We start from the raw sequence: 23525 nt of genomic DNA, 5'->3' as shown, positions 1-23525 counted from the left end.
CGGTTTTATTGTAGTGGTCTCGGCATAAAGCAGAACCCCGCCGCAGCGGGGTGGGAGACATCAGGGGGGCGAGGTGCGGGCAAAGCTTTCGCGGGCAAACAGCCGTTCGGCCAGTTTGATCAACGCCGGTCGTTCGACGCACCAGTTGGGCATGATACGGCGGAAATTGAGATAACCCAGCGCACAGCCGGTGGCGATATCCGCCAGCGTCAGCGTTTCGGTGTTCAACAACGTTTTTTCCTGCGCCAGTTTTTCCAGCGCGTCCAGCCCGTGCGTCAGCTTGGCGCGCTGGCGCAGGATCCAGTTTTCGTCCTGTTTATCCGATGCCCGCTGGCTCTCGCGATACAGCGTGGCGGCGGCCTCGGTCACGCCATCCGCCAGGGCTTCCACCTGACGTATGCTCAATGCTGCCGCGCGATCGGCGGGTAAAAATGCCGGGGCGGCAGGCAGCAGTTCAAGGTATTCGGCGATCACCCGCGAGTCGTAAAAGACGCCGCCGTCGTCAGCCACCAGCACCGGAACCTTGGCGAGCGGATTCAGCTCCACCACCCGGCTGCCCGGCTCATACGGCGGATCGTTAACGAATTCGAACGCGATGCCCTTTTCCAGCAGCATCACGGAAATCTTGCGGACAAAAGGGCTGGTGTAACTGCCAATAAGCTTCATCAGTCTTCCCCTCGGCTTGCAAACCTCAGCGTTGTTAGTTCACCGTCAGCGTGTCGATAATCTGCTGAACCAGCGCCTGATGCGCCTCCGGCGTTTTGGCCGGCGACAGCATTTGCAGCGTCACCACCCGCTTGTTGAGCACCGTCAGCATGATGGTAGACACCACCTTCTGCCCGTTGATGCTCTGCTCGGTGTCCACCCGGCGGAATTTCTGCTTACCGACGGTGAAGTTCTCTTCTTTGGTGGTCTGGATATTTTGATAACGGTCGGCCAGCTCGGTAATCATGCTCTGCGTCAGATCTTTGAGCATTTTATCGCTGCTGTTGAGCTTCATGTCGTCAGGCGGGATCACTTCGGAAGAGACGGTGCTCTGGCGCGATTTGCCGTCCAGGAAGCGCTGAATGGTGGATTTGCTGTCGTTGATGATGCCGCTGTTCTCGGTCTGATCGCTAAAGCCCGATGGCAATTCAAAGGTGATCTTGCCCTTTTGCATCGAGACTTTCAGGCCCGGAGGCGGTGCGGGTTTTGTCTCCACCACCGGCGGTGTCGGTGCAGGCTGCGTGACGACCGGTTTGGTATCCGGCTTTGGCACTTCAGGTTTGGTGTCGTCCTTGTTGTCACAGGCCGCCAGTCCGATGGCCAATACGGCAACCGCCGTAAATTTCGCAATGGTCTTCAACATCGTCAGTCCCTTTCCTTTCGCTTCGCGCGTCATTGCGTAAACGTAGCAAGTCGCCCCGGCGAATGCCAGAAGCCCAGTCCGAAATTAATCATCCGATAAATGATAAGGGCCGAATATATTCAGCCCATACGCCAGATATTACGAACCCGGGAACAGGAACGGGTTGATGCTGCTGCGGGCAAAGCCTTCATCTTCCATTTTGGCGTCGAGCACCAGCGTGGCCAGATCGTCGGCAACCGCTTCAACCTGCGGGTCTTTTTCCTGATACAAAATCTTCAGGTAAGTGCCGCAGTCACCGCAACTTTCCGCCTTCACCGCCGCCAGTTCGCTGTCCAGCGACCAGTAGTTGAGGTCACGAGTCTGCTCGCAGTTACTGCATTTGATTCGCACTACGTGCCATTCGCTTTCGCACAGGTTGCAGTGCAAATAACGCAGGCCGCTGACGGTGCCGATATGCACTACGCTGGAAACAGGAATACTGCCGCACACCGGGCAGAACTGGCGGTGTTCGCCATATTCAGCGCGAGCCTTGCCGGGGATAAGACCGGCCATCTGCGCCCAATAGAGCGACAGCGCGGCCCAGATAAACGGCGCTTTCTCGCTGCCAATCTTGCCGAAGTCCTGGTTAAGCAAGGCGTCGGCCAGCAATTCCAGTTCGTGCGACGAGGCCTTTTCCAGGTTATCCAGCACCGCCAGAATGTGCTCCGGCGCCTGCGGGCGCAACTCGGCAATCAGCGAAGCCAGCAGTTTGTGCCAGTGTTCACTTCGCGGAAAAACGCTCAGATCCAGCGGTGGTTTGCCGCTGGCTGCGCCCTGCTGCAACGCTTCGGTCAGATCCAACGTCAGCGGGTTGTCGTGCAGCGCGTGATGCTGCGCCTCGGCCAGTTGGGCGGCGAAGTTCAGGTAGTCGCCCAGCGGGTTGTCGGTCGCCAGCTTGCGCAGGCGCTCAGCACGGCGGCTGTAAAGGCTTTTCAGATTCGCGAAAAGTAACGGCGGGATGGTTTCCGCCGTTGTGGACTTCTCACGCTGTGCCCCTAACTGCTCTTTAGGAACAATGCGGATGCTCATCAGGGTTTGTCTTCCTGTTGTTTCTCGCGGACCTCTCGGTACCAACGCGGGTGATGTTTTTTAGCCCAGGCCGCCGGCACCCAGCCTTCCACCATCGCGGTAATGGTGCCTTTTACCCACAACGCGGCGTAAATATGCACCATAATCACAATGATAAGCCCCACCGCCGCCAGCGAATGCACCAGCAACGCGATACGGATCAGCGGTATTGGGAAGGACGGCGCAAAGTACGGCCGCCAGATCACCACACCGCTGGCCAGCAACAGCACCAGACTAATGATTGCCGCCCAGAATACGCACTTCTGACCGAAATTATAACGCCCAGTGTCACCCACTTCCTCGTTCATGACGATTTTTTGGATGTTTTTGGCCCAGACGATGTCTTCGCGGTTGATCAGGTTATGCTTCCAGTAGCGCAGGAACATCAGCAGGAAGGCCGCAAACATAATCACCCCAACGAAGGGGTGCAGAATACGCGCCAACTGCGGCGTGCCGAGAATGTTCATCAACCAGTTGAAGGAGGGGAAAAAGAACCCCAGCCCGCTAATGGCGGCGAACACAAAGCAGAACGCCACAATCCAGTGGTTAATCCGCTCCGGCGCGCTGTAGCGCTGAATACGCTTTTCCTTCTTCATTTGCGCGTCTCCTCATCGTGCAGCTCGTCGTTGTCTTCCTCTTCGACGCGGTTAGGACCGACGCCGACATAGTGGAACACGCTCGCTGCAAAGGTGGCGGCAAAGCCGATGGCCGCCAGGGGTTTCCACACGCCTTTCCAGAACGTGATTGCCGGGCTGATGGTCGGGTTATCCGGCAAACCGTGATACAGCTGCGGCTTGTCGGCATGGTGCAGCACATACATCACGTGGGTGCCGCCCACGCCCGCCGGATCGTACAGACCGGCGTTCTGATAACCACGGGTGTTCAGCTCGCTGACGCGCTCGGCGGCGATTTCCTTCATGGCGTCCTTGGTGCCGAAATGGATGGCCCCGGTCGGACAGGTCTTCACACAGGCCGGTTCCTGGCCGACATCAACCCGATCGACGCACAGGGTGCACTTGTACACCCGGTTGTCGTCCTTGTTCATGCGCGGCACATCGAACGGGCAACCGGCGATGCAGTAACCGCAGCCGATGCAGTGTTCGGACTGGAAATCGACGATGCCGTTGGCGTACTGGATGATGGCCCCTTCCGACGGGCAGGCCTTCAGGCAGCCCGGATCGGCGCAGTGCATGCAGCCGTCCTTGCGGATCAGCCACTCCAGCTTGCCGTTTTCCTCCACCTCGGAAAAGCGCATCACCGTCCACGACTTGGCGGTCAGATCGGCGGGGTTATCGTACACCCCGACGTTGCTGCCGATTTCATCGCGGATGTCGTTCCATTCGGAACAGGCCACCTGACAGGCCTTGCAGCCGATACAGGTGGTGACATCGATCAGTTTGGCCACTTCCTCCTGGTGGTCACGGGCGCGCGGCGCCGGCGTGAAACCATTGGTGGCGGATTTACGAATGATGTCCTGAGATTGCATTGCCATAATTCGTCTCCGTTACACCTTTTCCACGTTGACCAGGAACGCCTTGAACTCTGGCGTTTGCGTATTGGCATCACCGACAAACGGCGTCAGCGTGTTGGCAATAAAGCCTTTCTTCGCCACCCCTTCGTAACCCCAGTGGATCGGGATACCTATGGTGTCGACGTCCTGGCCGTTCACCTGCAGGGTGCGGATACGTTTGGTCACCACCGCCTTGGCCTTGATAAAGCCGCGGTTGGAGCTGACCTTCACCGTATCGCCATGCTGAATGCCTTTTTTCGCCGCCAGCTTCTCGCCAATCTCCACAAACTGTTCCGGCTGCGCGATGGCGTTGAGTATCGCGTGCTTGGTCCAGTAGTGGAAATGCTCGGTCAACCGGTAAGTCGTCCCGACATACGGGAACTTGTCGGAAGTGCCCATCGCCGCCAGATCGTCCTTGAACACCCTTGCCGCCGGGTTGGAAACCACGTTCGGGTGCAGCGGGTTGGTACCGAGCGGCGTTTCAAACGGCTCGTAGTGTTCCGGGAACGGCCCTTCGGCCATTTTATCGGTGGCAAACAGACGGCCCATGCCTTCCGGCTGCATGATGAATGGCCCCACGTCACTGCCCGGTGCGGCGGCGCTGTAGTCCGGGATATCCACCCCGCCCCACTTGGTGCCGTCCCATTCCAGCAACTGACGTTTTGGATCCCAGGGCTTGCCCTGCGGGTCAGCGGAAGCACGGTTGTACAGAATGCGGCGGTTGAGCGGCCAGGCCCAGGCCCAACCCAGCGTATTGCCGAGGCCGGACGGATCGGCGTTATCGCGCCGCGCCATCTGGTTACCGGCCTGCGTCCAGCTACCGGCGAAGATCCAACAGCCGCTGGCCGTCGTGCCGTCGTCACGCAGGTGGGCAAAGGTGCTGAGCTGCTCACCTTTTTTCGCCAGCACTTTGCCGTCGGCGTCGAGAACGTCCGCCAGCGCCTTACCGTTGCTTTCCATCGCCACTTCTTCCGAAGCAGGATCTTCCGGCGTCAGGTAATCCCAGGTCATGTTCAGCACCTGTTCAGGTACCGCACCGCCTTCACGCGCGTACATCTCACGCAGACGGATGAAGATGCCCGCCAGGATTTCCCCGTCGTGCTTAGCCTCGCCTGGGGCATCAGCCCCTTTCCAGTGCCATTGCAGCCAGCGCCCAGAGTTCACGATCGAACCGTTCTCTTCGGCGAAACAGCTAGACGGCAGGCGGAATACCTCGGTCTGAATCTTCGACGGATCGACGTCGTTGAACTCACCGTGGTTCTGCCAGAAGTTGGAGGTTTCGGTATTGAGCGGATCAATGGTCACCAGGAACTTCAGTTTTGACAGTGAGGCCACCACCTTGTTCTTGTTCGGGAACGACGCCACCGGGTTGAAGCCCTGGCAGAAGTAACCGTTGACCTTGCCTTGCGACATCAGCTCGAAGTACTGCAGCACGTCGTAGCCTTTGTCCCACTTCGGCAGCCAGTCAAAGCCCCAACCGTTTTCCTTCTGCGCCTTGTCGCCATAGAAGCTCTTCATCATGCTGACGAAGAATTTCGGGTAGTTGCTCCAGTAGTTCACCTGGCCCGGCAGCAACGCCTTCGGCGTATTGGCTTTCAGGTAGGTGTCGATATCGGTCTGTTTCTCCGACGGCAGCGTCATATAGCCCGGCAGGCTCTGCGACAGCAGGCCCAGGTCGGTCAGACCCTGAATGTTGGAGTGGCCACGCAGCGCGTTGACGCCGCCACCCGCCATGCCCATGTTTCCGAGCAACAGCTGGATCATCGCCATGGTACGGATGTTCTGCGAGCCGACCGAGTGCTGAGTCCAGCCCAAGGCGTACAGGAACGACGCGGTTTTATCCGCCACGCAGGTTTCGGCGATGTATTCACAGACCTTGATGAAGTCTTCGGTCGGCGTACCGCAAATGTTGTTCACCACTTCCGGCGTATAACGGCTGACGTGCTGTTTCAACAGGTTCCACACGCAACGCGGGTCCTGCAGCGTCAGATCGCGCTTGGCAAAGCCGTTTTCATCGAACTGATAGTTCCAGGTGGTTTTATCGTACTTGCGGTTTTCCGCGTCATAACCGCTGAACAGGCCGTCTTCAAAGGTAAAGTCTTCCCGCACCAGCAGGCTGGCGTTGGTATAGGCGTGGACGTATTCGCGGTTAATCTTGTCGTTGGTCATCAGGTACAGCAACACGCCCGACAGGAAGGCAATGTCGGTCCCGGAACGGATCGGCGTGTAGAAATCCGCCACCGATGCGGTACGGGTAAAGCGCGGATCGATGACGATCAGCTTGGCTTTATTGTGTATTTTGGCTTCCATCGCCCAGCGGAACCCCACCGGATGCGCTTCCGCCGCATTACCGCCCATGACGATAATCAGATTCGCGTTCTTGATATCAACCCAGTGGTTGGTCATCGCACCGCGACCAAATGTTGGAGCAAGACTTGCTACCGTTGGTCCGTGTCAGACACGTGCTTGGTTGTCTACGGCAAGCATGCCGAGAGCGCGACTAAATTTTTGGGTTAAATAACCGGTTTCGTTACTGGAAGCGGAGGCACACAACATGCCGGTGCTCAGCCAGCGGTTGACGGTCACGCCCTGTTCGTTGGTTTTAACGAAGTTGGCGTCACGGTCTTCCTTCATCAGCTTGGCGATGCGGGTGAAGGCGTCGTCCCAGCTCAGGCGCTGCCACTTGTCGGAACCTGGCGCGCGGTACTCCGGGTACTGGAGACGGCTGGCACTGTGGATGAAGTCGACCAAGCCTGCGCCTTTCGGGCAAAGCGCGCCGCGGTTGACCGGGTGATCCGGGTCACCTTCAATATGGAAAATGCTTTCTTTGGCGTTTTTGGCGCCATCACCAAGGCTGTACATCAACAGCCCACAGCCGACGGAACAATACGTACAGGTATTACGGGTTTCACGGGCGCGCAGCAGTTTGTACTGCCGGGTTTCCGCTAACGCCACTTCCGGGGCAAAGCCCAGAGCAGCCACCGTCGTCCCTGCCATACCGCCAGCGCAGATCTTAAAGAACTGCCTTCTGCTGACCTGCATGGGGGTCTCCTTTCACTTGCGATTGTCACATTGTTTCAAATGGCGCTTTCCCCCTGGAAGCGGGAAGCGCTAAAATTACTGTTGTTTTTACGCGGCAATATTACCACAGCGTATATGTGGTTGTTACAAACAGGTGCCACTTAAGTGAACAATATAAACCCAGACCAACATATCAATGATATCAATGAGACCTTGCTCACAGGGGTGACCCGGTCCCAGGTGTATCAACGCGGGCAACTCGCCACCGCACAGCAGGATTGGCTGGCGGAAGAAGTCCCGGTCGCACTGGTCTATAACGGCATTTCTCACGTGGTGATGATGTGCACCCCCAAAGATCTGGAGGCGTTCGCCCTGGGTTTTTCCCTGTCTGAAGGCATCATCGAGTCACCGCGCGATATTTACAGTATAGAGATTAACCAAACTTGTAACGGACTGGAGGTGCAAATTGAGCTTTCCAGCCGTCGCTTTGCCGGTTTGAAAGAGCGCCGCCGTGCCATGGCGGGCCGCACCGGCTGCGGCGTGTGCGGCATCGAACAGTTGGCAGATATTTTTCGCCCGCTGCCTGCACTGCCGTTTACCCAGACCTTTTCCCTCACCAATCTTGACTCTGCATTGAAACAACTGCGAGAAGTGCAGGAAGTTGGGCAACTGACCGGTTGCACCCATGCCGCCGCCTGGTTGTCGCCACAAGGGGAATTACTCGGCGGGTGTGAAGATGTGGGCCGTCATGTCGCCCTGGACAAGCTGCTCGGCGTACGCGCCAAACAGGGCTGGCAGCAGGGTGCGGTATTAACTTCCAGCCGTGCCAGCTATGAAATGGTGCAAAAATCCGCCATGTGCGGCGTCGAGATCCTGTTTGTGGTTTCTGCGGCCACCTCACTGGCAGTGGAAATCGCCGAGCGCAGCAACCTGACGCTGGTCGGCTTCAGCAAACCCGGCCGTGCCACGGTGTTTACCCATCCGCAGCGCATTGTGGATTAACCAAAGACCACATAATAAGTAGGGCATTGATAATCATTTTCAATATCATTTAAATAACTATAATGATCCGACTGCTTACGCGGTGCTCACATAATGCGCCGCCCCTATACCATTGGAGATGATGATCATGAGTTACTCACTGCCATCCCTGCCGTACGCCTACGACGCACTGGAACCGCATTTCGACAAGCAGACGATGGAAATCCATCACACCAAACATCACCAGACTTACGTTAACAACGCCAACACCGTACTGGAAGCTTACCCAGAACTGGCTCAATACAGCGTTGAAGACCTGATCCAGGATCTGGATAAAGTGCCTGCTGACAAGCGCACCTTCATGCGTAACAACGCCGGCGGCCACGCTAACCACAGCCTGTTCTGGAAAGGCCTGAAAATCGGCACCACTCTGGGTGGCGATCTGAAAGCGGCTATCGAACGTGATTTCGGCAGCGTTGAGAAATTCCAGGAAGAGTTCGAGAAAGCCGCAGCGACCCGCTTCGGTTCAGGTTGGGCCTGGCTGGTACTGAAAGGCGACAAACTGGCTGTAGTGTCTACTGCTAACCAGGACAGCCCGCTGATGGGCGAAGCCGTTGCCGGCGCTTCAGGCTTCCCAATCGTGGGCCTGGACGTGTGGGAACACGCTTACTACCTGAAATATCAAAACAAACGTCCAGACTACATCAAGGCATTCTGGAACGTGGTTAACTGGGATGAAGCGGCAGCACGCTTCGCTGCGAAGAAGTAATTCGCCCCCAGAAATGAAGATACCCGCTTGATGCGGGTATTTTTTTGACCAAAATTCGCTAAAGTTTGACCGTTCTTTGCCGATGGTTTGTTCAATTGACGTTCGCCCGAAGGAAAGGAAAATCATTATGGCGGCATTGAAAACCTTGGCAGGAAAGTTCGTTCATCTCACCGTGGGTAAAAAGCTCGGCCTCGGATTTGGCCTGATGCTGTTGCTGACGGCGATCATCGCCGGTACCGGCGCCCAGTATCTGAATATCATCGAATCTCGCGCCAACCGCATCGATTTCAGCAACCGGCTGAACGACGAGATCAATCAGGCCAAATACAACCGTGCGCTATTCGGCCAAACCTACCAACCGGAATACCTGAAAAATAACCGCACCAATATCGAAAACGCGGTCAAGCTGATCAACCAGGGCCAGGAACTGAACTGGGATACGCAGAGCCGGAAAGATCTGCAGCGTTTGGTCGGGCTGATTGGCCAATACCAGCAACAGCAAAACGCCTTCGAAAAGGCGGTAGCGGCAAAAGATGCCGTACGCCAAAGCTGGAACATGTCGGAAGTGCAGGACAGCCTGAACCAGGTGGAGCGGCAAATCACCAATGCTGACCTGCAACTGGCCTTTATCCAGTTGAACCAAAAGCTGACCCTGGTGCGCTACGGTGCTCGCGGCCTGCTGCTGAGCCTGAGCGCGGAATCCGAAGCCCCGCTGGTGGCGGCCATTGACGATGCACGCAGCGCGGCCAATGCGCTCAGTCGCCGACTCAGCGATGCTCAACGCCCCTTGCTGCAACCCCTGCTGACTGCGCTCGACGACTACAAAAACCGTATCGAAGCCTACCTGCCGGCTTATCAGCAGGAACAAGCGGTCAGTCAGTTGCTGGGCAACAGCGCGCAAGAAGTCGGCACGCTGGTTAATGCCTTTATGCAGGACGAACTGACGCAAACCCATAACGACATCAATTCGGCGCAGTTGCAGATGGGTATCACCACGCTGATCGCCATTATCGCCGGATTACTGGTTGCCTGGCGCATCACGCTGCAAATAACCCGACCGCTGCAAAGCACACTGGCGCTGGCGGAACGCATCGCCAGTGGCGATCTGCGTCAGGCGCAGACCAGTACCCGCCGCGACGAACTGGGCCAGTTATTGAACGCCGTGGCGGCCATGAGCCAGAACCTGCGCGATATGATTGAAAAAATCCAGATGGGCGTCAGCCAGGTGTCCACCGCCGCCGCCGAGATTGCCGCCGGTAACACCGATTTGTCCTCACGCACCGAACAGCAGGCGGCCGCAGTGGAAGAAACCGCCGCCAGCATGGAACAACTGACCGCCACGGTGAAGCAAAACGCCGAAAACGCCCATCATGCCAATCAGTTGGCTACCGATGCCTCGCAGACGGCCCAGCAGGGCGGCAAACTGGTGGAAAGCGTGGTCAGCACCATGCGCGATATTTCCAGCAGTTCGCAGCGGATCGCTGAAATTACTACCCTGATCAACGGCATTGCCTTCCAGACCAACATTCTGGCGCTGAATGCGGCAGTGGAAGCTGCGCGTGCCGGCGAACAGGGCCGTGGCTTCTCGGTGGTCGCCAGCGAGGTGCGCAATCTGGCACAGCGCAGTGCCCAGGCAGCAAAAGAGATAGAAGGACTGATTGCCGAGTCGGTCAACCGGGTACAAACCGGCACCACACTGGTGGAACACACCGGCAATACCATGGAGCAGATCGTCCTGTCGGTCACCCACGTGCGTGACATCATGGCGGAAATTGCCGCGGCCTCCGACGAACAGACTCGGGGTATCGCCCAGATCGGCCAGGCGATTGTCGAAATGGACCACACCACCCAGCAGAACGCCGCACTGGTGGAAGAGTCCGCCGCCGCCGCCGACTCGCTGGAAGAACAGGCAGAAATGTTGCTGCAGAGCGTTTCGGTATTCCGCCTGGCGGAGCATTCTGTGCCTGCCGCCGCGAAAGCCGTCGTGGCCAAAGCCCCGATCGGCAAACAACCGGTCACCCAAACCGCCGGGCAAGACAACTGGACCACCTTCTGACCCTCTCCCGCCCGAAACCTCTCGGGCGGGTTATTGTTCCCCGCTGCCAACTCGGGCTATGCTGGGCCTTCGACGCGAGACAAGGAGGCGCATATGCATCACCCAGAGGTTTACATCGGCACTATCCAACCCTACGAAGGCGGACGGCCCAGCGGCATCGCCAAGCGCCTGGTGGATGGGATCGTCAAACTGACCCCGCTCGGCCTGGAAGGCGACGAACAAGCGGAGAAAAGTTATCACGGTGGGCCGGATCGCGCGCTGTGTCACTACCCCCGTGAACATTACGAGCACTGGCGCGAACAGTTCCCGGCGCAGGCGGAACAGTTCTGCGCACCGGCCTTCGGTGAAAATATTTCTACCCTCGGGCTGACCGAACATAACGTGTTTATGGGCGATATCTTCCGCTGGGGCGAAGCGCTGATCCAGGTCACCCAGCCGCGCTCTCCCTGCTTCAAGCTCAATTACCATTTCGATATCGACGACATTTCGGTGCTGATGCAGCAAAGCGGCCGCTGCGGTTGGCTGTACCGCGTAGTGTCCGCCGGTAAGGTCAGTGGCGATCGTCCGCTGGAACTGGCAACGCGCAACAGCGACGTCTCGGTCGCCGAAGCCATCGGCATCGCCTGGCATATGCCGTTTGATGAAGAGCAGTATCGCCGCCTGTTGGCGGTGGCCGGGCTGTCTGCCAGCTGGAGTAAAACCATGCTGACGCGCATCAGCGAAGGCCGGATCGAAGACTTTAATCGCCGCCTGCTGGGCCGCTAAAATAGACCGGTTGAAAATAAAACCTGGCGCTGCCTACAGCGCTAAACATTTTCACCGGCCTATACTGTTCAGCGTCGGTCGTTCCGGCAACCTCTTTCAGGCAGGAGCAAAGTTATGAACACCCCGTCTCATTCGATTCACCATGCCGCAGCCGAAGGCTACCAGGCCAACGCCGATCGTTACGTTAAAGGGCGTCCGGACTATCCGCCGGAGATAACTACCTGGCTACGCGACACCATCGGCCTGCACGCCGGTATGACGGTGATCGATCTCGGCGCCGGAACCGGCAAGTTCACTCCGCGCCTGTTGGAAACCGGTGCGCAGGTGATCGCCGTCGAACCCGTGGCCCAAATGCTGGAAAAACTCTCGGCGGCGCTGCCGCAGGTGAAAACATTGGCGGGCACCGCGGAGTCAATCCCATTGCCGGATGAGTCGGTCGACGCCGTGGTTTGCGCGCAGTCCTTCCACTGGTTTGCCACGCCGCGTGCTTTGGCCGAAATCCAACGTATCCTCAAGCCTGGAGGCAAGCTTGGCCTGGTGTGGAACATGCGCGATGCGCGCGTGAGCTGGGTGCGTAAACTCAATCAGATTGTCGACCGTCACGAAGGCGACGCGCCGCGTTTCTACACCGGTGAATGGCGTAAACTTTTCCCGACCAAAGGATTAGAACCGCTGCAGGAACAGGTGTTTATGCTCGGCCACCAGGGCGCAGTAGAAGATGTGATTTATAACCGGGTGCGCTCCACCAGTTTTATCGCCGCCTTGCCGCTCGAGCAGCAGGAACAGGTGATCGAACAGATTCGGCAGTTGGTGGCAGAGGAAGGGGAACTGCAGGGCAAAGACACTGTGACCGTGCCCTATCAGACCAAAGCGTATTTCACCACCAAGCTTTGAAAACCGGGCGCCACAATCAACGGCGCCCCGGCAATCAGAATGCTTTTCTGGCGTAGCCGGTGACCACTTTCAGACCCATTTCACGGCCCAGTGCGGTCATCGGATGCACCACGATCAGGCCGCGCACGTTTTTCTTCAACGTGCCCATATCCGCCTGCTCTTTCTTGGTGATTTCACGATTGAACGGCAGTTGGCTCAGCTTTTGCGCTTCTGCGCTCAGCTTCTCAACGCGCACGCCTTTCAGGCGCTCGATCTCCGCAGCCATCTTCTCTTTTTCTTTGGTGTGCTGAGCAATCAGGTCAAGATTCCCCTGTTGGATAATCAGGGTGTCTTTGTGCTTGAGTGCGTCCAGCAGGTCGCTAAGGCGCTTAATCTCTGCCTTTTCTATTTCTTTCATGGTTTCTGGCCTGTTGTGCCGATACGGCACGCTAATCAATGATGTCCACATTGTAGCAAAATGCGCGCGTGGTTACTCGTCTTGCGCAATGCCCGGCGGCAAGCCGCTCATCTCGCAGGCTTTGGCACCGACACGTGCCAGTGCCTGGCTGTAACGGACATTAAACGGGTAGCAGCAGGAAAGCCGCAACGCGTTACGATAGCGGCCACTGGGGGAATACAGCGTGCCGGGCGTCAGGCAAATCTGTTCCTCCAGCATCTGATGGAATAGCGCTACGCTATCGACCCCGACCGGGAACTCCACCCAGAATACAAAACCGCCCGCGGGTTGTGTCGCCCGGGTACCACGTGGGAAGTGACGCGCAATCAGCGCCCGCGCCTCATCCACCTGAGCGGCGTAGCGTTTTCGCAGGTTGCGCAGATGGTGATCATAGCCGCCGGTTTCCAGAAACATCGCCAGGGTTTCCGACAGCAGCTGCGACTCGGACATCGACGACACCGCCTTCAGTTTGCGCAATGCCTCGTTAAAGCGGCCACCACTGATCCAACCGATGCGGAAGTCCGGTGCCAGGGTCTTGGTAAAGCTGGAGCAGAACAACACCCAACCGTCACGATCGAAAGATTTTACCGCCGGGGACAGCGCACCGCCGAATTGCAGCTCGGCGTACAACCCATCTTCAATCAAGGGCACATGGTGATCGTTCATCAGCCGCGCCAACCGTTTTTTCGCCGCCAGCGGCATGGTGCAGCCCAGCGGGTTTTGCACCGTCGGCATGGCAATCACCGCATTCAGCCGCTTCTCATTGAGCAACAGTTCCAGCGCATCCAGCGACAGCCCGTGCTGCGGATCGGTAGGAATTTCCAGCGCCTTCAGCCCCAGGCTGGCCAGCAGCGGCAGCAGATAAAAATAGGTCGGTGATTCCAGGCCGATGCAATCACCCGGTTTGGTGGTCACCCGCAGCGCCAGTTGCAGCGCCTCCATGCAGCCATGAGTCAGCGTGATATCGCCGGGCTCCAGCAGCATGCCCAGCGCCATCGAACGACGAGTGATTTGCTGTCGTAGCCTCAGGCTACCCGGCGGTAGTGCATATTGGCCGATCAAATTCGGCTGACGGCGTAACTGCGACGACAGCATCCGCCCCAACTTGCCGCCGGGATAAAAATCAGAAGTCTGCGGGCAGGCCAGCGAAAGATTGGTGAACGCCGAGTTTTGCTGGGCGGCAAACACCGTGTCGATCAACGCCAGTACGTCATCCGCCGGTGGCTCTATTCGGCTGCTGGTCGGTGAAGCGGCCTTCAGCGCCGGTAAGGTGTTACACACATAAAAACCGGACTGTGGCCGTGCCTCTATCAGCCCGCGATCTTCCAGCGTGCGGTAAGCCGCCACCACGGTATTGATACTGACGCTGTGGCTCTGCGCACAGCGGCGCACCGAAGGTAAACGGCTGCCGGGTAGCAGCGTGCCGCGGCGTATGGCTTCTGCCAGCGTATCCGCCAGCTGCTGGTAGCGCGTTTCCGGCATTTCATCGAGCAAGGTCACAGTTTGTCTCCAGGTAATGGGTACAGTTTGAATTTGCTACAACTGTATCCATGACAATAGCGGGTTTTTGGTTCTGTCACCATCTGCCCGTAGGTTTTATGCTGGTTCCCTTGCTTCTTAGCCTTAAAAGGAACCCGTTATGCTGGACTCCGCCTTTATCAGTTATGTCACAGTCATGTCGATCACCCCTGGCCCCAACAACCTGCTGCTGGCCTCGTCCGGGGTCAATTTTGGGCTGCGTCGCACCCTGCCGATGGTGTTTGGCATTAGCGTCGGCTGTGCGGTGCAACTGGCCCTGACCACCACCCTGCTGGCGCTGATCCTGAGTTCGGCCGCCATGATCCGCTTTCCGTTAGCGGTGATCGGTTGCACCTACCTGCTGTGGCTATCATGGAAATTATTCAGGGCAGCCTCGCCCGACGGCAAACAGCAGGCACAGCCGATGCGCTTAATCAGCGGCGCGCTGTTTCAGGCGGTGAATCCCAAAGCCTGGCTGATGGCGATTAACGTCGCCATTCTGTTCACCCCGCGAGAAGGTGCCAGCCTTGGCCATACGCTGATGATCATTGCCGGTTTCACCGCCCTGAACATTCCTTGCGTCCTGGTATGGGCGATATTGGGCGATCGACTGCGCGACGCGCTGCGCGTAACCTGGAAACTGCGGTTGTTTAACGGCGTCATGGCGGGGTTGATGGCAGCCACGGCACTGTGGCTGTTATTGGACGAGTGGCGCGCGGCCTTTGCTTAATTGCGGCCGAGCGGGGAAAGCCGGGACGGTTGTTTGGCACCGATACCGGCGATCAGATCGGTGACCGACAGTACCATTGTGGAACGTAACACCTGCTGGTATCGCTGACGCTGCATGGCGATCAGCGATTCTTCCGCTTCGCCGGGCTGCAGGAAGGTCGGTACCGGCGGCAGCGCAGCCACGCAATGCAGTTCGCCGAACGGCCCGAGGATTTCATCATCGACAAAACGGTATTCCGCCCCGTCGTGGTTCAGTTCTTCGCGCATCGCCATCAGCAGTTCGGCGTCTTCATATTCGTGACGTGAAATCACCCCCAGCCCATACATCAGCTTCAGACGTACCGACAGCTCACCCAATGGACCGGCGCCGGACAATAGCGGTTCGACGGCATACTTCACCGCATAGTCATCTTTGCGGAACACCTGCACCACCAGCACGTTCAGCGCCTCCGCCAGCAGCTCTACCGCCGCGATCAGGAAACTGCGCACCGTCTTGCCTGCGTTCAGCCGTTCCAGAACCTTATTTTCAAATGCCTGTGCTTCTTCCATCGTCGCTTTTCGAATGGCCTGGGTGGCGCCGTCAATGCCGAAGTCGGGGTGTAGGGGCGCAACTTGCTGCGCCCGAAGATTCATCATATTGAATCTACTTTTGCATGGCGTTATACACAGCAACCGCCTGTTCTACAACCTCACTTTCCACCGGCAGGCCGGAAATTTGCGCCAGCGCCGCTTTTGGCCCCAGTTTGGCCAGCAGTTCCACCAGCTCTTTGGCCTGCGGATCCTGCTCGCTGCGGTAGCTCATGGCGGCGGCTATACCCTGGATCAGGTTGGCGTGCGGCAGACCGTACTCCAGCGTGCCGAGCAGCGGCTTGATCAGGCGATCGCCGGCGCTCAGCTTGCGCAGTGGCTGACGGCCCACGCGCTCCACGTCGTCTTGCAGATAGGGGTTTTCAAAGCGGCTGAGGATTTTGTCGATGTAAGCGGCGTGCTTGGCGGCGTCAAAACCGTAGCGTTTGATCAGCACCGCACCGCTCTCTTCCATCGCGCCTTTCACCACCTGGCGGATCTTCGGGTCAAGAATGGCATCGCGAATGGTCTGCAGGCCGGCCTGTTGCCCAAGATAAGCGGTAATCGCATGGCCGGTATTGAGCGTGAACAACTTGCGCTCAACAAACGCCATCAGGTTGTCGGTCAGTTCCATGCCGGCAATCGCCGGTGGCTGGCCCTTGAACTGGGTTTGATCGACAATCCACTCGCTGAAGGTTTCTACCGTCACTTCCAGCGGATCGCTGCTGCCCGCTTCCGCCGGCGGTACAATGCGGTCAACCGCCGAATCAACGAAGCCCACATGCTGTAGGGCCCATGCCTGATCTTCCTGCGGCAGGACATCAAACACGTGCTGTTTTAACTGGCTGGTGCCCCGCACCATGTTCTCACAGGCGATGATGTTCAGCGGTTGGCTGTTGCCCTGCTGGTGACGCTTGGTCAGCCCTTTGGCGATAGTCCCGGCAATTTTAGCCAGGATCTGCGGACCCACGGCGGTGGTCACGATATCCGCTTCGGCGATCAGCGCAACCGCCTCTTCACTGCCGCTGTTCACTGCGCTGACGTTGTTGACCTGTTCGACCCTGGCCTGTTCGCCGACCACGTGCACCTGATAACTTTTGCGGCTGTTCAGCAGGTCCAGCACCGTCTGGTTGACGTCGGCAAAGGTCAGTTCGGCCTGCGCGTCCGCCAGCAGCTTGCCGATAAAACCACGGCCAATATTTCCCGCACCGAAATGTAATGCTTTCATATTCCTACCTTTCTAATGTCGAAGGGTGCAGCAAGCTGCACCCCTTAAAATGATTCTGTTATCCGCGTTTTTTGCCGCCCAGCAGATCCAGCACTTCCTGCACGCTGCTGGTATTCGCCAGCCGCTCGATGACGCCGTCGTCATCCAACGCATTGGTCAGGCTGGTGATCACCTGGATATGTTCGTTATTGCGTGCGGCAATACCGATGACCAGCCGCGCCACCTCGTCCTCTTCATCACCGAAACGCACGCCCTGCGGGTATTGGCAGAACACCACGCCGGTGCGCAGTACCCGGTCTTTGGCTTCGATGGTGCCGTGCGGCACGGCGATCGACTCGCCCAGATAGGTGGAGGTCAGTTTCTCGCGCTCCAGCATCGCAGGAACGTATTCCGGCTCAACGTAGCCGCCCTTGACCAGTTGCTCACCGGCAAAGCGGATCGCCTGTTCCTTGTCGCTGGCCTGCAGGTTAAGGAACACGTTGCTTTCGCTGAGGCGGAACAGGTTTTGCTCGCTCGCTTCAAAGCTGTCGTCAAGCCGGCTGATGACTTTCTGTTGGTTATCGGTGGTTTTGTTGGCCGCCACCAGACGCTCGGTCAGATCGCTGTACAGCTTGCTGTCGAGGAAGTTGGTCAGCGAGATATGCTGGGCCTGAGGCGCGTGCCGCATCGCTCGCTCGGTCAGGTCGCGGTGAGTGATCACCAGATCCACATCGTCCGGCAGGCTATTGATGGCGCTGTTGGTCACCGAGATATTTTTCAGCCCGGCATCCGCCACTTTTTTGCGCAGCACCCCGGCTCCCATCGCGCTGGAGCCCATACCGGCATCGCAGGCAACGATGATTTTACGTACCGTGGTCAGATCGCCATCGACCGCTGCATGAGCCGCCGCGCCGCCTTTAGACTGCGACTTCATTTCTTGCATACGGCGAGTTGCATCGATCAGATCGTCCTCTTCTTTCACTTTTGAGGTTTTCAGCAGGAAGCCCGCGACCACAAACGACACCACAAAGGCCGCACCGATAGCCGCCAGGTTAGCGAAATAAGCGCCCTTCGGCGTCATCGCCAGCACCGCCAGAATCGAACCCGGTGAAGCCGGAGAAACCAGACCGCCGTGCAACAGGGTCAGGGTGAATACGCCGGTCATGCCACCCAGGATCACCGCCAACAGCAGACGTGGGTTCATCAGCACGTACGGGAAGTAGATTTCGTGGATACCACCGAAGAAGTGGATGATCGCAGCACCACCGGCAGACTGCTTGGCACTGCCGCGGCCAAAGAACATGTAGGCCATCAGCACGCCCAAGCCCGGGCCTGGGTTGGCTTCGATCAGGAAGAAGATGGATTTGCCGGTTTCGGTCGCCTGCTGGATGCCCAGCGGTGAGAAGATACCGTGGTTAATCGCGTTATTGAGGAACAGGATTTTCGCCGGTTCCACGAAGATTGACGCCAGCGGCAACAGGTTGTTGGTCACCATGATGTTCACGCCGGTAGCCAGGATATGCGACAACCCTTCGACCAGCGGACCAATCGCCATAAACGACAGGATAGCCAGCAGCATACCGATAATGCCGGCGGAGAAGTTGTTCACCAACATCTCAAAACCGCTTTTGATTTTGCCGTCGACCCAGCGGTCAAAATGCTTGATCGCCCAGCCGCCCAGCGGGCCGGCAATCATCGCACCGAGGAACATCGGCATGTCTGCGCCGACAATCACGCCCATGGTGGTGATGGCACCGACCACGCCGCCGCGATCGCCCCCCACCAGACGGCCACCGGTGAAACCGATCAGCAGCGGCAGCAGGTAAGTGATCATCGGGCCAACCAACTTGGCTAAGGTTTCGTTCGGCAGCCAACCGGTAGGAATGAATAACGCGGTGATGATACCCCAGGCGATAAATGCGCCAATGTTGGGCATCACCATGTTGCTTAAGAAGCGGCCAAAGTTCTGAACTTTGACTTTGATGTCTGGTGAAAACATAAAACACACCCCTATTGTTACGCGCTGACAATAGAGCGCGTGATTATTGTTGTTACGATCCAGCTGTGTTGTGGCTGTATGCGAAATGGACTCTATCACGCTGTTTTTACCGTGCGAACTTCACGGATTTTTTGTGATGCAGATCACCAACAACACCCCATCCAATAGGCATTTATAGTGATATACATCACATTTAATCGGTGTAGAAAAAATACAACGCGCCAAATTCGCCCTAAAATCCCGACATAATGCGACGTTGATCACATTTTCATATTGCGTATTTGTTTTTAAATTGTGACATCAATCACAATTTATTTGCTGATGGCTACCGGATCCTGGCCTGGGGGTGTTCTTCCCTGTGAGCATTCATCCCGTCGGGAAATAACAGTGCGATGAATGAAAGAAAACTACATGTCGGAAAAAGATGATTAATTGAAGTGTAGTACAGAAGCGACGCGCAAGAAGTGAGCAAGTGATTGGAAAGACAGGGAGGGAACAGCGAAAGGGAAATGGCAGAAGCCGGGTATGCCGGCTTCTGCTTTTACACTATTACTGAGTGACGCTTGAGACGGTTTTCTGTGCGTTCAGTAAATCCTGCTGCTTGGCGACCAGATTCGACATCATGGTGTTGTACTGCGTTGCCTGCTGGGAAGTACGGAATTGCACGCCGTTATTGTTAAAGCTCACCTGATTACCCTGTGTACGCAGGAAATCCCCAACCTGCACCAGATCCTGAACGAAACTGGCGGTCGCAGGAATAACCGGCATCAGCGCATTGGCCGGCCCGGTGACGATTTTGTCGTAGGCCTGGTTATACACGGCTTTCAGATCGTCAGGTTGCTTCAACGTTGCCCGGGCGGTATCCGCCTGTGACTTGGCCGACTGGATCTGCTGCCCCAGCAGGTTCAGCGCCCCAACGGACTGTTGCAACGAATCGCGCTTGCTCATGTAGTCCTGTGCGGTGCGGATCTGGTTGATTTGATCCAACGCCGGCGTCAGGCTGGCGTCCAGTGACTTGGACAACTGCTGTGAAAAGCCGACCAAAATAGCGTAATCACCGGCATAGTTGCCGAACTTCTGTTTCTGATCTTCGCTCAGCGTCGGGATTTTCGCGCCGCTGCGCATCACCGTATTCTGTATGTAATCAATAAACGCCTTGCGTTGTTCCGGCTCTTTATCGCCGCAAGCAGTCAGTTGCATGACCACCAACAATGCCAATACCGGGGCCAACCAACGCGCGAAATTCCTGCTCTGGATCCCTACCGCCATGTGACATAACTCCTGTTATAAACCTGCTTTTTCATCGGACTCCGTCCCTTTTGCTGCACTCCCTGCGCCTATAAGAATAGATCAACTGAGTGCGATCCGATACGCGATTCACCTTTCGGGGCTTATTCTTCGGTGAAAGGCCAAGCTCTGCGGGTTGGCAAGAGGCTACTGTACCGGCTCAGGAGCATGATACACTTTTGTATCATTTATCACCGGGCCAAGCTGCGCATGTCATCCTATCAGCCACCGTTGACCATCAGCTCACGCATTCTGCATCTGGTAACCGATGTCGGTGCTGCACTGGCGCGCTTAAAAATGCAGGCCGAGCAAGAACATGCCTTACGGCTGCGCCGCATCAACCGCATCCGCACTATTCAGGGCTCTCTGGCTATCGAAGGCAATAGCCTGAGTGAAGAACAGATCACCGCCATCATCGAGGGTAAACGCATCATTGCGCCACCTCGTGAGATCCAGGAAGCACTCAATGCCATTCGTTGCTATGGAAATCTGAACAACTGGCGTCCCGTGCAGGAGAAGGATTTACTCGCCGCACATCTTGTGCTGATGGAGGGTCTGCTGCCTGATGCAGGGCATTATCGCCATGGCGGTGTCGGGGTCATGAACGGTAGAAACGTCATTCATATGGCACCGCCGGCAGAACGGGTCTCGCTGTTAGTGCGTCAACTGCTGGTCTGGTTACAAGAGACAGATCTGCCGCCGCTGATCGGCAGTTGCGTATTTCATTACGAGTTTGAGTTTATTCATCCTTTCGCCGACGGTAACGGACGAATGGGCAGACTGTGGCAAACGCTGATCCTGTCACGTTGGGACCCCCTGTTTGCCAACGTACCGGTTGAAAGCCTGGTACATGACAATCAGCCCGGTTACTACCAAGCGTTGAATGCCAGTAACCAGCAGAGCGACTGTGCTCCCTTCGTTGAGTTTATGCTGGACATGATTTTGCGAGCACTAGAGCAAAGCCTTACCCCCCAAGTCACCCCCCAAGTCACCCCCCAAGTCGCTGAGCTACTGGTGATACTGAAGGGGGAGATGTCACGCGAAGAGATTCAACAAGCACTTCAGCTACAGGATAGAAAATCTTTCCGGGAGCGCTATCTGCGCCCGGCGTTGAGCGCTCAACTGATTGAGATGACGCTGCCTGAAAGACCCAACAGCCGCCTGCAGAAATACCGCCTTACCCTTCAAGGCGATGCACTGCGCCGACAGCAATAAAAAAGGCGCCCTGAGGCGCCTTTTCACAGCAGAACCGCTTATTGCAGCACGGAGATATCCGCGACCTGCAGGAACAGCTCACGCAGTTTGCTCAGCAGCGTCAGACGGTTCACACGCACCGCTTCGTCTTCTGCCATCACCATCACGTTGTCGAAGAACGCATCGACCGGCTCACGCAGGTCTGCCAGCTCCACCAGCGCATCCTGATAGTTGCCTGCCGCAAAATACGGCTCCAGCTTATCGCGCAGTACCACCAGATGGGTCGCCAGTTGGATCTCAGCCGCTTCTTTCAATACCGAGGCGTGTACACGATCATTGAGCGTATCGGTAGATTTGGCCAGGATATTGGAAACGCGTTTGTTGGCCGCAGCCAGCGCAGCTGCCGCTTCCAGGGTACGGAAGTGGGTCACCGCTTTGACGCGCGCATCGAAGTCCGCCGGTTTGGTCGGACGACGTGCCAACACCGCCTGAATGGTGTCGACCGCGTGGCCTTCTTCCTGATACCAGGCGCGGAAACGGCCCAGCATAAACTCGACAACCTCGTCGACCACCTTGGCGTTGGTCAGCTTGCTGCCGTACAGGCGCACAGCCTCTTCGGTCAGGGTCTGCAGATCCAGCGTCAGGTTTTTCTCAACGATAATACGCAGCACGCCCAGCGCAGCACGGCGTAGTGCAAACGGGTCTTTATCGCCTTTCGGATGTTGCCCGATGCCGAAGATACCGGCCAGGGTGTCCATCTTGTCGGCGATCGCCAGCGAACAGGCCACCAGCGACTCCGGCAGTGCGTCACCGGCAAAGCGCGGCTGGTACTGTTCGTTCAATGCAACAGCCACGTCTTCAGCTTCGCCGTCATGACGCGCGTAGTGCATGCCCATCACGCCCTGGGTGTCGGTGAATTCGAAGACCATGTTGGTCATCAGATCGCACTTCGACAGCAGGCCCGCACGGGTAGCGTGGTTAACATCAGCACCAATCTGACCGGCAACCCAGCCCGCCAGCGCCTGAATACGGTCGGTCTTGTCGCGCAGGGTGCCCAGTTGCTGTTGGAACAGCACGGTTTCCAGACGCGGCAGGTTGTCTTCCAGACGTTTTTTGCGGTCGGTGTTAAAGAAGAACTCGGCATCGGCCAGACGCGGACGCACTACCTTCTCGTTACCGGAAATAATCTGCTGCGGATCTTTGGATTCGATATTGGCCACGAAGATAAAGTTCGGCAGCAGTTTGCCCGCGGCGTCATACACCGGGAAATACTTCTGGTCGCCTTTCATGGTGTACACCAGCGCTTCCGCCGGCACCGCCAGGAATTTCTCTTCGAATTTGGCGGTCAACACCACCGGCCATTCCACCAGCGAGGCCACTTCTTCCAGCAGGCTTTCGCTCAAATCGGCCTTGCCGCCAATGGTCGAAGCAGCCAGCTCGGCGTCACGCTTGATCATTGCCTTACGGGTTTCGTAATCAGCGATCACCTTACCACGCTCCAGCAGGATCTGCGGATATTGGTCGGCATTGTCGATAGTGAATTCCGCTTCACCCATGAAACGGTGGCCGCGAACCGTACGGGCAGAATCGATGCCCAGCACGGTGCCAGGGATCAGTTCCGCACCCAACAGCATCGTCACGGTGTGCACCGGACGCACAAACTGCACGTCGGAATCGCCCCAGCGCATCAGTTTCGGGATCGGCAGCTTGGCCAGAGAATTGCTGACCATGCCCGCCAGCAGCGCTTGCGCGGATTGGCCTTTAACATGGGCGCGATACAGCAGCCATTCACCTTTGTCGGTCACCAGGCGTTCGGCCTGATCGACGGTAATACCGCAACCGCGTGCCCAACCTTCGGCCGCCTTGCTTGGCTTGCCTTCGGCGTCAAACGCCTGGGCAATGGCCGGACCGCGTTTTTCGACTTCGCGATCGGCCTGTGCAGCGCTCAAATTGGCCACTTTCAGCGCCAGACGGCGCGGAGCGGCAAACCAGCTCACTTCGCCGTGTTCGAGGTTGGCGCTATCGAGCTCGGCGGTAAAATTCGCGGCAAAAGCTTCTGCCAGTGAACGAAGAGCCTTCGGCGGCAGCTCTTCCGTGCCGATTTCCACCAGGAAAGTCTGTTGAGTCATGGCTGCCT

20 protein-coding genes are annotated in these 23525 nt (G+C 57.3%); 7 read left to right on the top strand and 13 right to left on the bottom strand.

Annotation, left to right across the window (positions count from 1 at the left end):
- Positions 1-60: 60 nt before the first annotated feature.
- From ACSOSI_RS00285 to fdnG, 6 genes are all read right to left on the bottom strand, one after another.
- Complete coding sequence (locus tag ACSOSI_RS00285; RefSeq protein WP_261132773.1) at positions 61-666, bottom strand: glutathione S-transferase; 606 nt, start codon at positions 664-666, stop codon at positions 61-63.
- A gap of 34 nt (positions 667-700) precedes the next feature.
- Positions 701-1348: a DcrB/PsbP domain-containing protein gene (locus ACSOSI_RS00280; protein WP_012004561.1), complete on the bottom strand. Its 648-nt coding sequence runs from the start codon at positions 1346-1348 to the stop codon at positions 701-703.
- A gap of 138 nt (positions 1349-1486) precedes the next feature.
- Complete coding sequence (gene fdhE, locus ACSOSI_RS00275) at positions 1487-2416, bottom strand: formate dehydrogenase accessory protein FdhE (protein ID WP_017891178.1); 930 nt, start codon at positions 2414-2416, stop codon at positions 1487-1489.
- Complete coding sequence (gene fdoI / locus ACSOSI_RS00270) at positions 2416-3051, bottom strand: formate dehydrogenase cytochrome b556 subunit (RefSeq protein WP_012004559.1); 636 nt, start codon at positions 3049-3051, stop codon at positions 2416-2418. The genes fdhE and fdoI overlap by 1 nt, the downstream gene beginning before the upstream one ends.
- Complete coding sequence (gene fdxH / locus ACSOSI_RS00265) at positions 3048-3947, bottom strand: formate dehydrogenase subunit beta (RefSeq protein WP_017891177.1); 900 nt, start codon at positions 3945-3947, stop codon at positions 3048-3050. Before fdxH ends, fdoI begins: the two co-directional genes overlap by 4 nt.
- Before the next feature lie 12 nt (positions 3948-3959).
- The gene (gene fdnG / locus ACSOSI_RS00260; protein ID WP_156816632.1) at positions 3960-7007 is read right to left on the bottom strand and encodes a formate dehydrogenase-N subunit alpha; all 3048 of its coding nucleotides are present in this window, start codon (positions 7005-7007) and stop codon (positions 3960-3962) included.
- A gap of 171 nt (positions 7008-7178) precedes the next feature.
- On the opposite strand from fdnG, the gene fdhD reads away from it, so the two are divergent.
- From fdhD to ACSOSI_RS00235, 5 genes are all read left to right on the top strand, one after another.
- A complete protein-coding gene (fdhD, locus tag ACSOSI_RS00255) occupies positions 7179-7988 on the top strand; it encodes a formate dehydrogenase accessory sulfurtransferase FdhD (RefSeq protein ID WP_240780391.1) in 810 nt (269 codons plus the stop codon).
- A 127-nt stretch (positions 7989-8115) separates the two neighbouring features.
- Positions 8116-8736, top strand: coding sequence for a superoxide dismutase [Mn] (gene sodA / locus ACSOSI_RS00250; protein WP_012004554.1), 621 nt, complete (start codon positions 8116-8118; stop codon positions 8734-8736).
- A gap of 127 nt (positions 8737-8863) precedes the next feature.
- Complete coding sequence (locus ACSOSI_RS00245) at positions 8864-10792, top strand: methyl-accepting chemotaxis protein (protein ID WP_476706377.1); 1929 nt, start codon at positions 8864-8866, stop codon at positions 10790-10792.
- A gap of 93 nt (positions 10793-10885) precedes the next feature.
- Complete coding sequence (yiiM, locus tag ACSOSI_RS00240) at positions 10886-11557, top strand: 6-hydroxyaminopurine reductase (RefSeq protein WP_012004552.1); 672 nt, start codon at positions 10886-10888, stop codon at positions 11555-11557.
- Between the two features lie 114 nt (positions 11558-11671).
- Entirely contained in the window at positions 11672-12451 is a 780-nt protein-coding gene (locus tag ACSOSI_RS00235) for a class I SAM-dependent methyltransferase (protein WP_012004551.1), read from the top strand.
- Between the two features lie 34 nt (positions 12452-12485).
- Here the strand turns inward: ACSOSI_RS00235 and ACSOSI_RS00230 are convergent, their stop codons facing one another.
- Together ACSOSI_RS00230 and ACSOSI_RS00225 are read right to left on the bottom strand one after the other, a co-directional pair.
- Positions 12486-12848: a YibL family ribosome-associated protein gene (locus tag ACSOSI_RS00230; protein ID WP_017891171.1), complete on the bottom strand. Its 363-nt coding sequence runs from the start codon at positions 12846-12848 to the stop codon at positions 12486-12488.
- A gap of 72 nt (positions 12849-12920) precedes the next feature.
- Entirely contained in the window at positions 12921-14387 is a 1467-nt protein-coding gene (locus tag ACSOSI_RS00225) for an aminotransferase-like domain-containing protein (protein WP_476706376.1), read from the bottom strand.
- Positions 14388-14526: 139 nt separating this feature from the next.
- Here ACSOSI_RS00225 and ACSOSI_RS00220 point away from each other — a divergent pair, with 139 nt between their 5' ends.
- A complete protein-coding gene (locus tag ACSOSI_RS00220; RefSeq protein ID WP_476706375.1) occupies positions 14527-15135 on the top strand; it encodes a LysE family translocator in 609 nt (202 codons plus the stop codon).
- On the opposite strand, the gene ACSOSI_RS00215 is transcribed toward ACSOSI_RS00220, so the two are convergent.
- The 4 genes from ACSOSI_RS00215 to ACSOSI_RS00200 form a co-directional block, all read right to left on the bottom strand.
- Positions 15132-15683, bottom strand: coding sequence for an MltR family transcriptional regulator (locus ACSOSI_RS00215; RefSeq protein WP_012004547.1), 552 nt, complete (start codon positions 15681-15683; stop codon positions 15132-15134). The genes ACSOSI_RS00220 and ACSOSI_RS00215 overlap by 4 nt on opposite strands.
- A 94-nt stretch (positions 15684-15777) precedes the next feature.
- The gene (locus ACSOSI_RS00210; protein WP_476706374.1) at positions 15778-16929 is read right to left on the bottom strand and encodes a mannitol-1-phosphate 5-dehydrogenase; all 1152 of its coding nucleotides are present in this window, start codon (positions 16927-16929) and stop codon (positions 15778-15780) included.
- Positions 16930-16987: 58 nt separating this feature from the next.
- Positions 16988-18907 (bottom strand): PTS mannitol transporter subunit IICBA, encoded by a 1920-nt coding sequence (locus ACSOSI_RS00205; protein ID WP_476706373.1) that lies wholly within the window; start codon positions 18905-18907, stop codon positions 16988-16990.
- Between the two features lie 549 nt (positions 18908-19456).
- On the bottom strand, positions 19457-20176 hold the full coding sequence (locus ACSOSI_RS00200; RefSeq protein ID WP_012004544.1) for a DUF3053 domain-containing protein: 720 nt from the start codon (positions 20174-20176) through the stop codon (positions 19457-19459).
- 186 nt (positions 20177-20362) lie between these two features.
- On the opposite strand from ACSOSI_RS00200, the gene ACSOSI_RS00195 reads away from it, so the two are divergent.
- Complete coding sequence (locus tag ACSOSI_RS00195; protein WP_223272803.1) at positions 20363-21409, top strand: Fic family protein; 1047 nt, start codon at positions 20363-20365, stop codon at positions 21407-21409.
- Positions 21410-21447: 38 nt separating this feature from the next.
- On the opposite strand, the gene glyS is transcribed toward ACSOSI_RS00195, so the two are convergent.
- Complete coding sequence (gene glyS / locus ACSOSI_RS00190) at positions 21448-23517, bottom strand: glycine--tRNA ligase subunit beta (protein ID WP_012004543.1); 2070 nt, start codon at positions 23515-23517, stop codon at positions 21448-21450.
- Between the last annotated feature and the right edge of the window lie 8 nt (positions 23518-23525).

It is taken from the genome of Serratia sp. AR11, assembly GCF_056376275.1.
The sequence above is the reverse complement of the archived record's forward strand: the minus strand, read 5'-3'. Positions and strand labels throughout refer to the sequence as shown.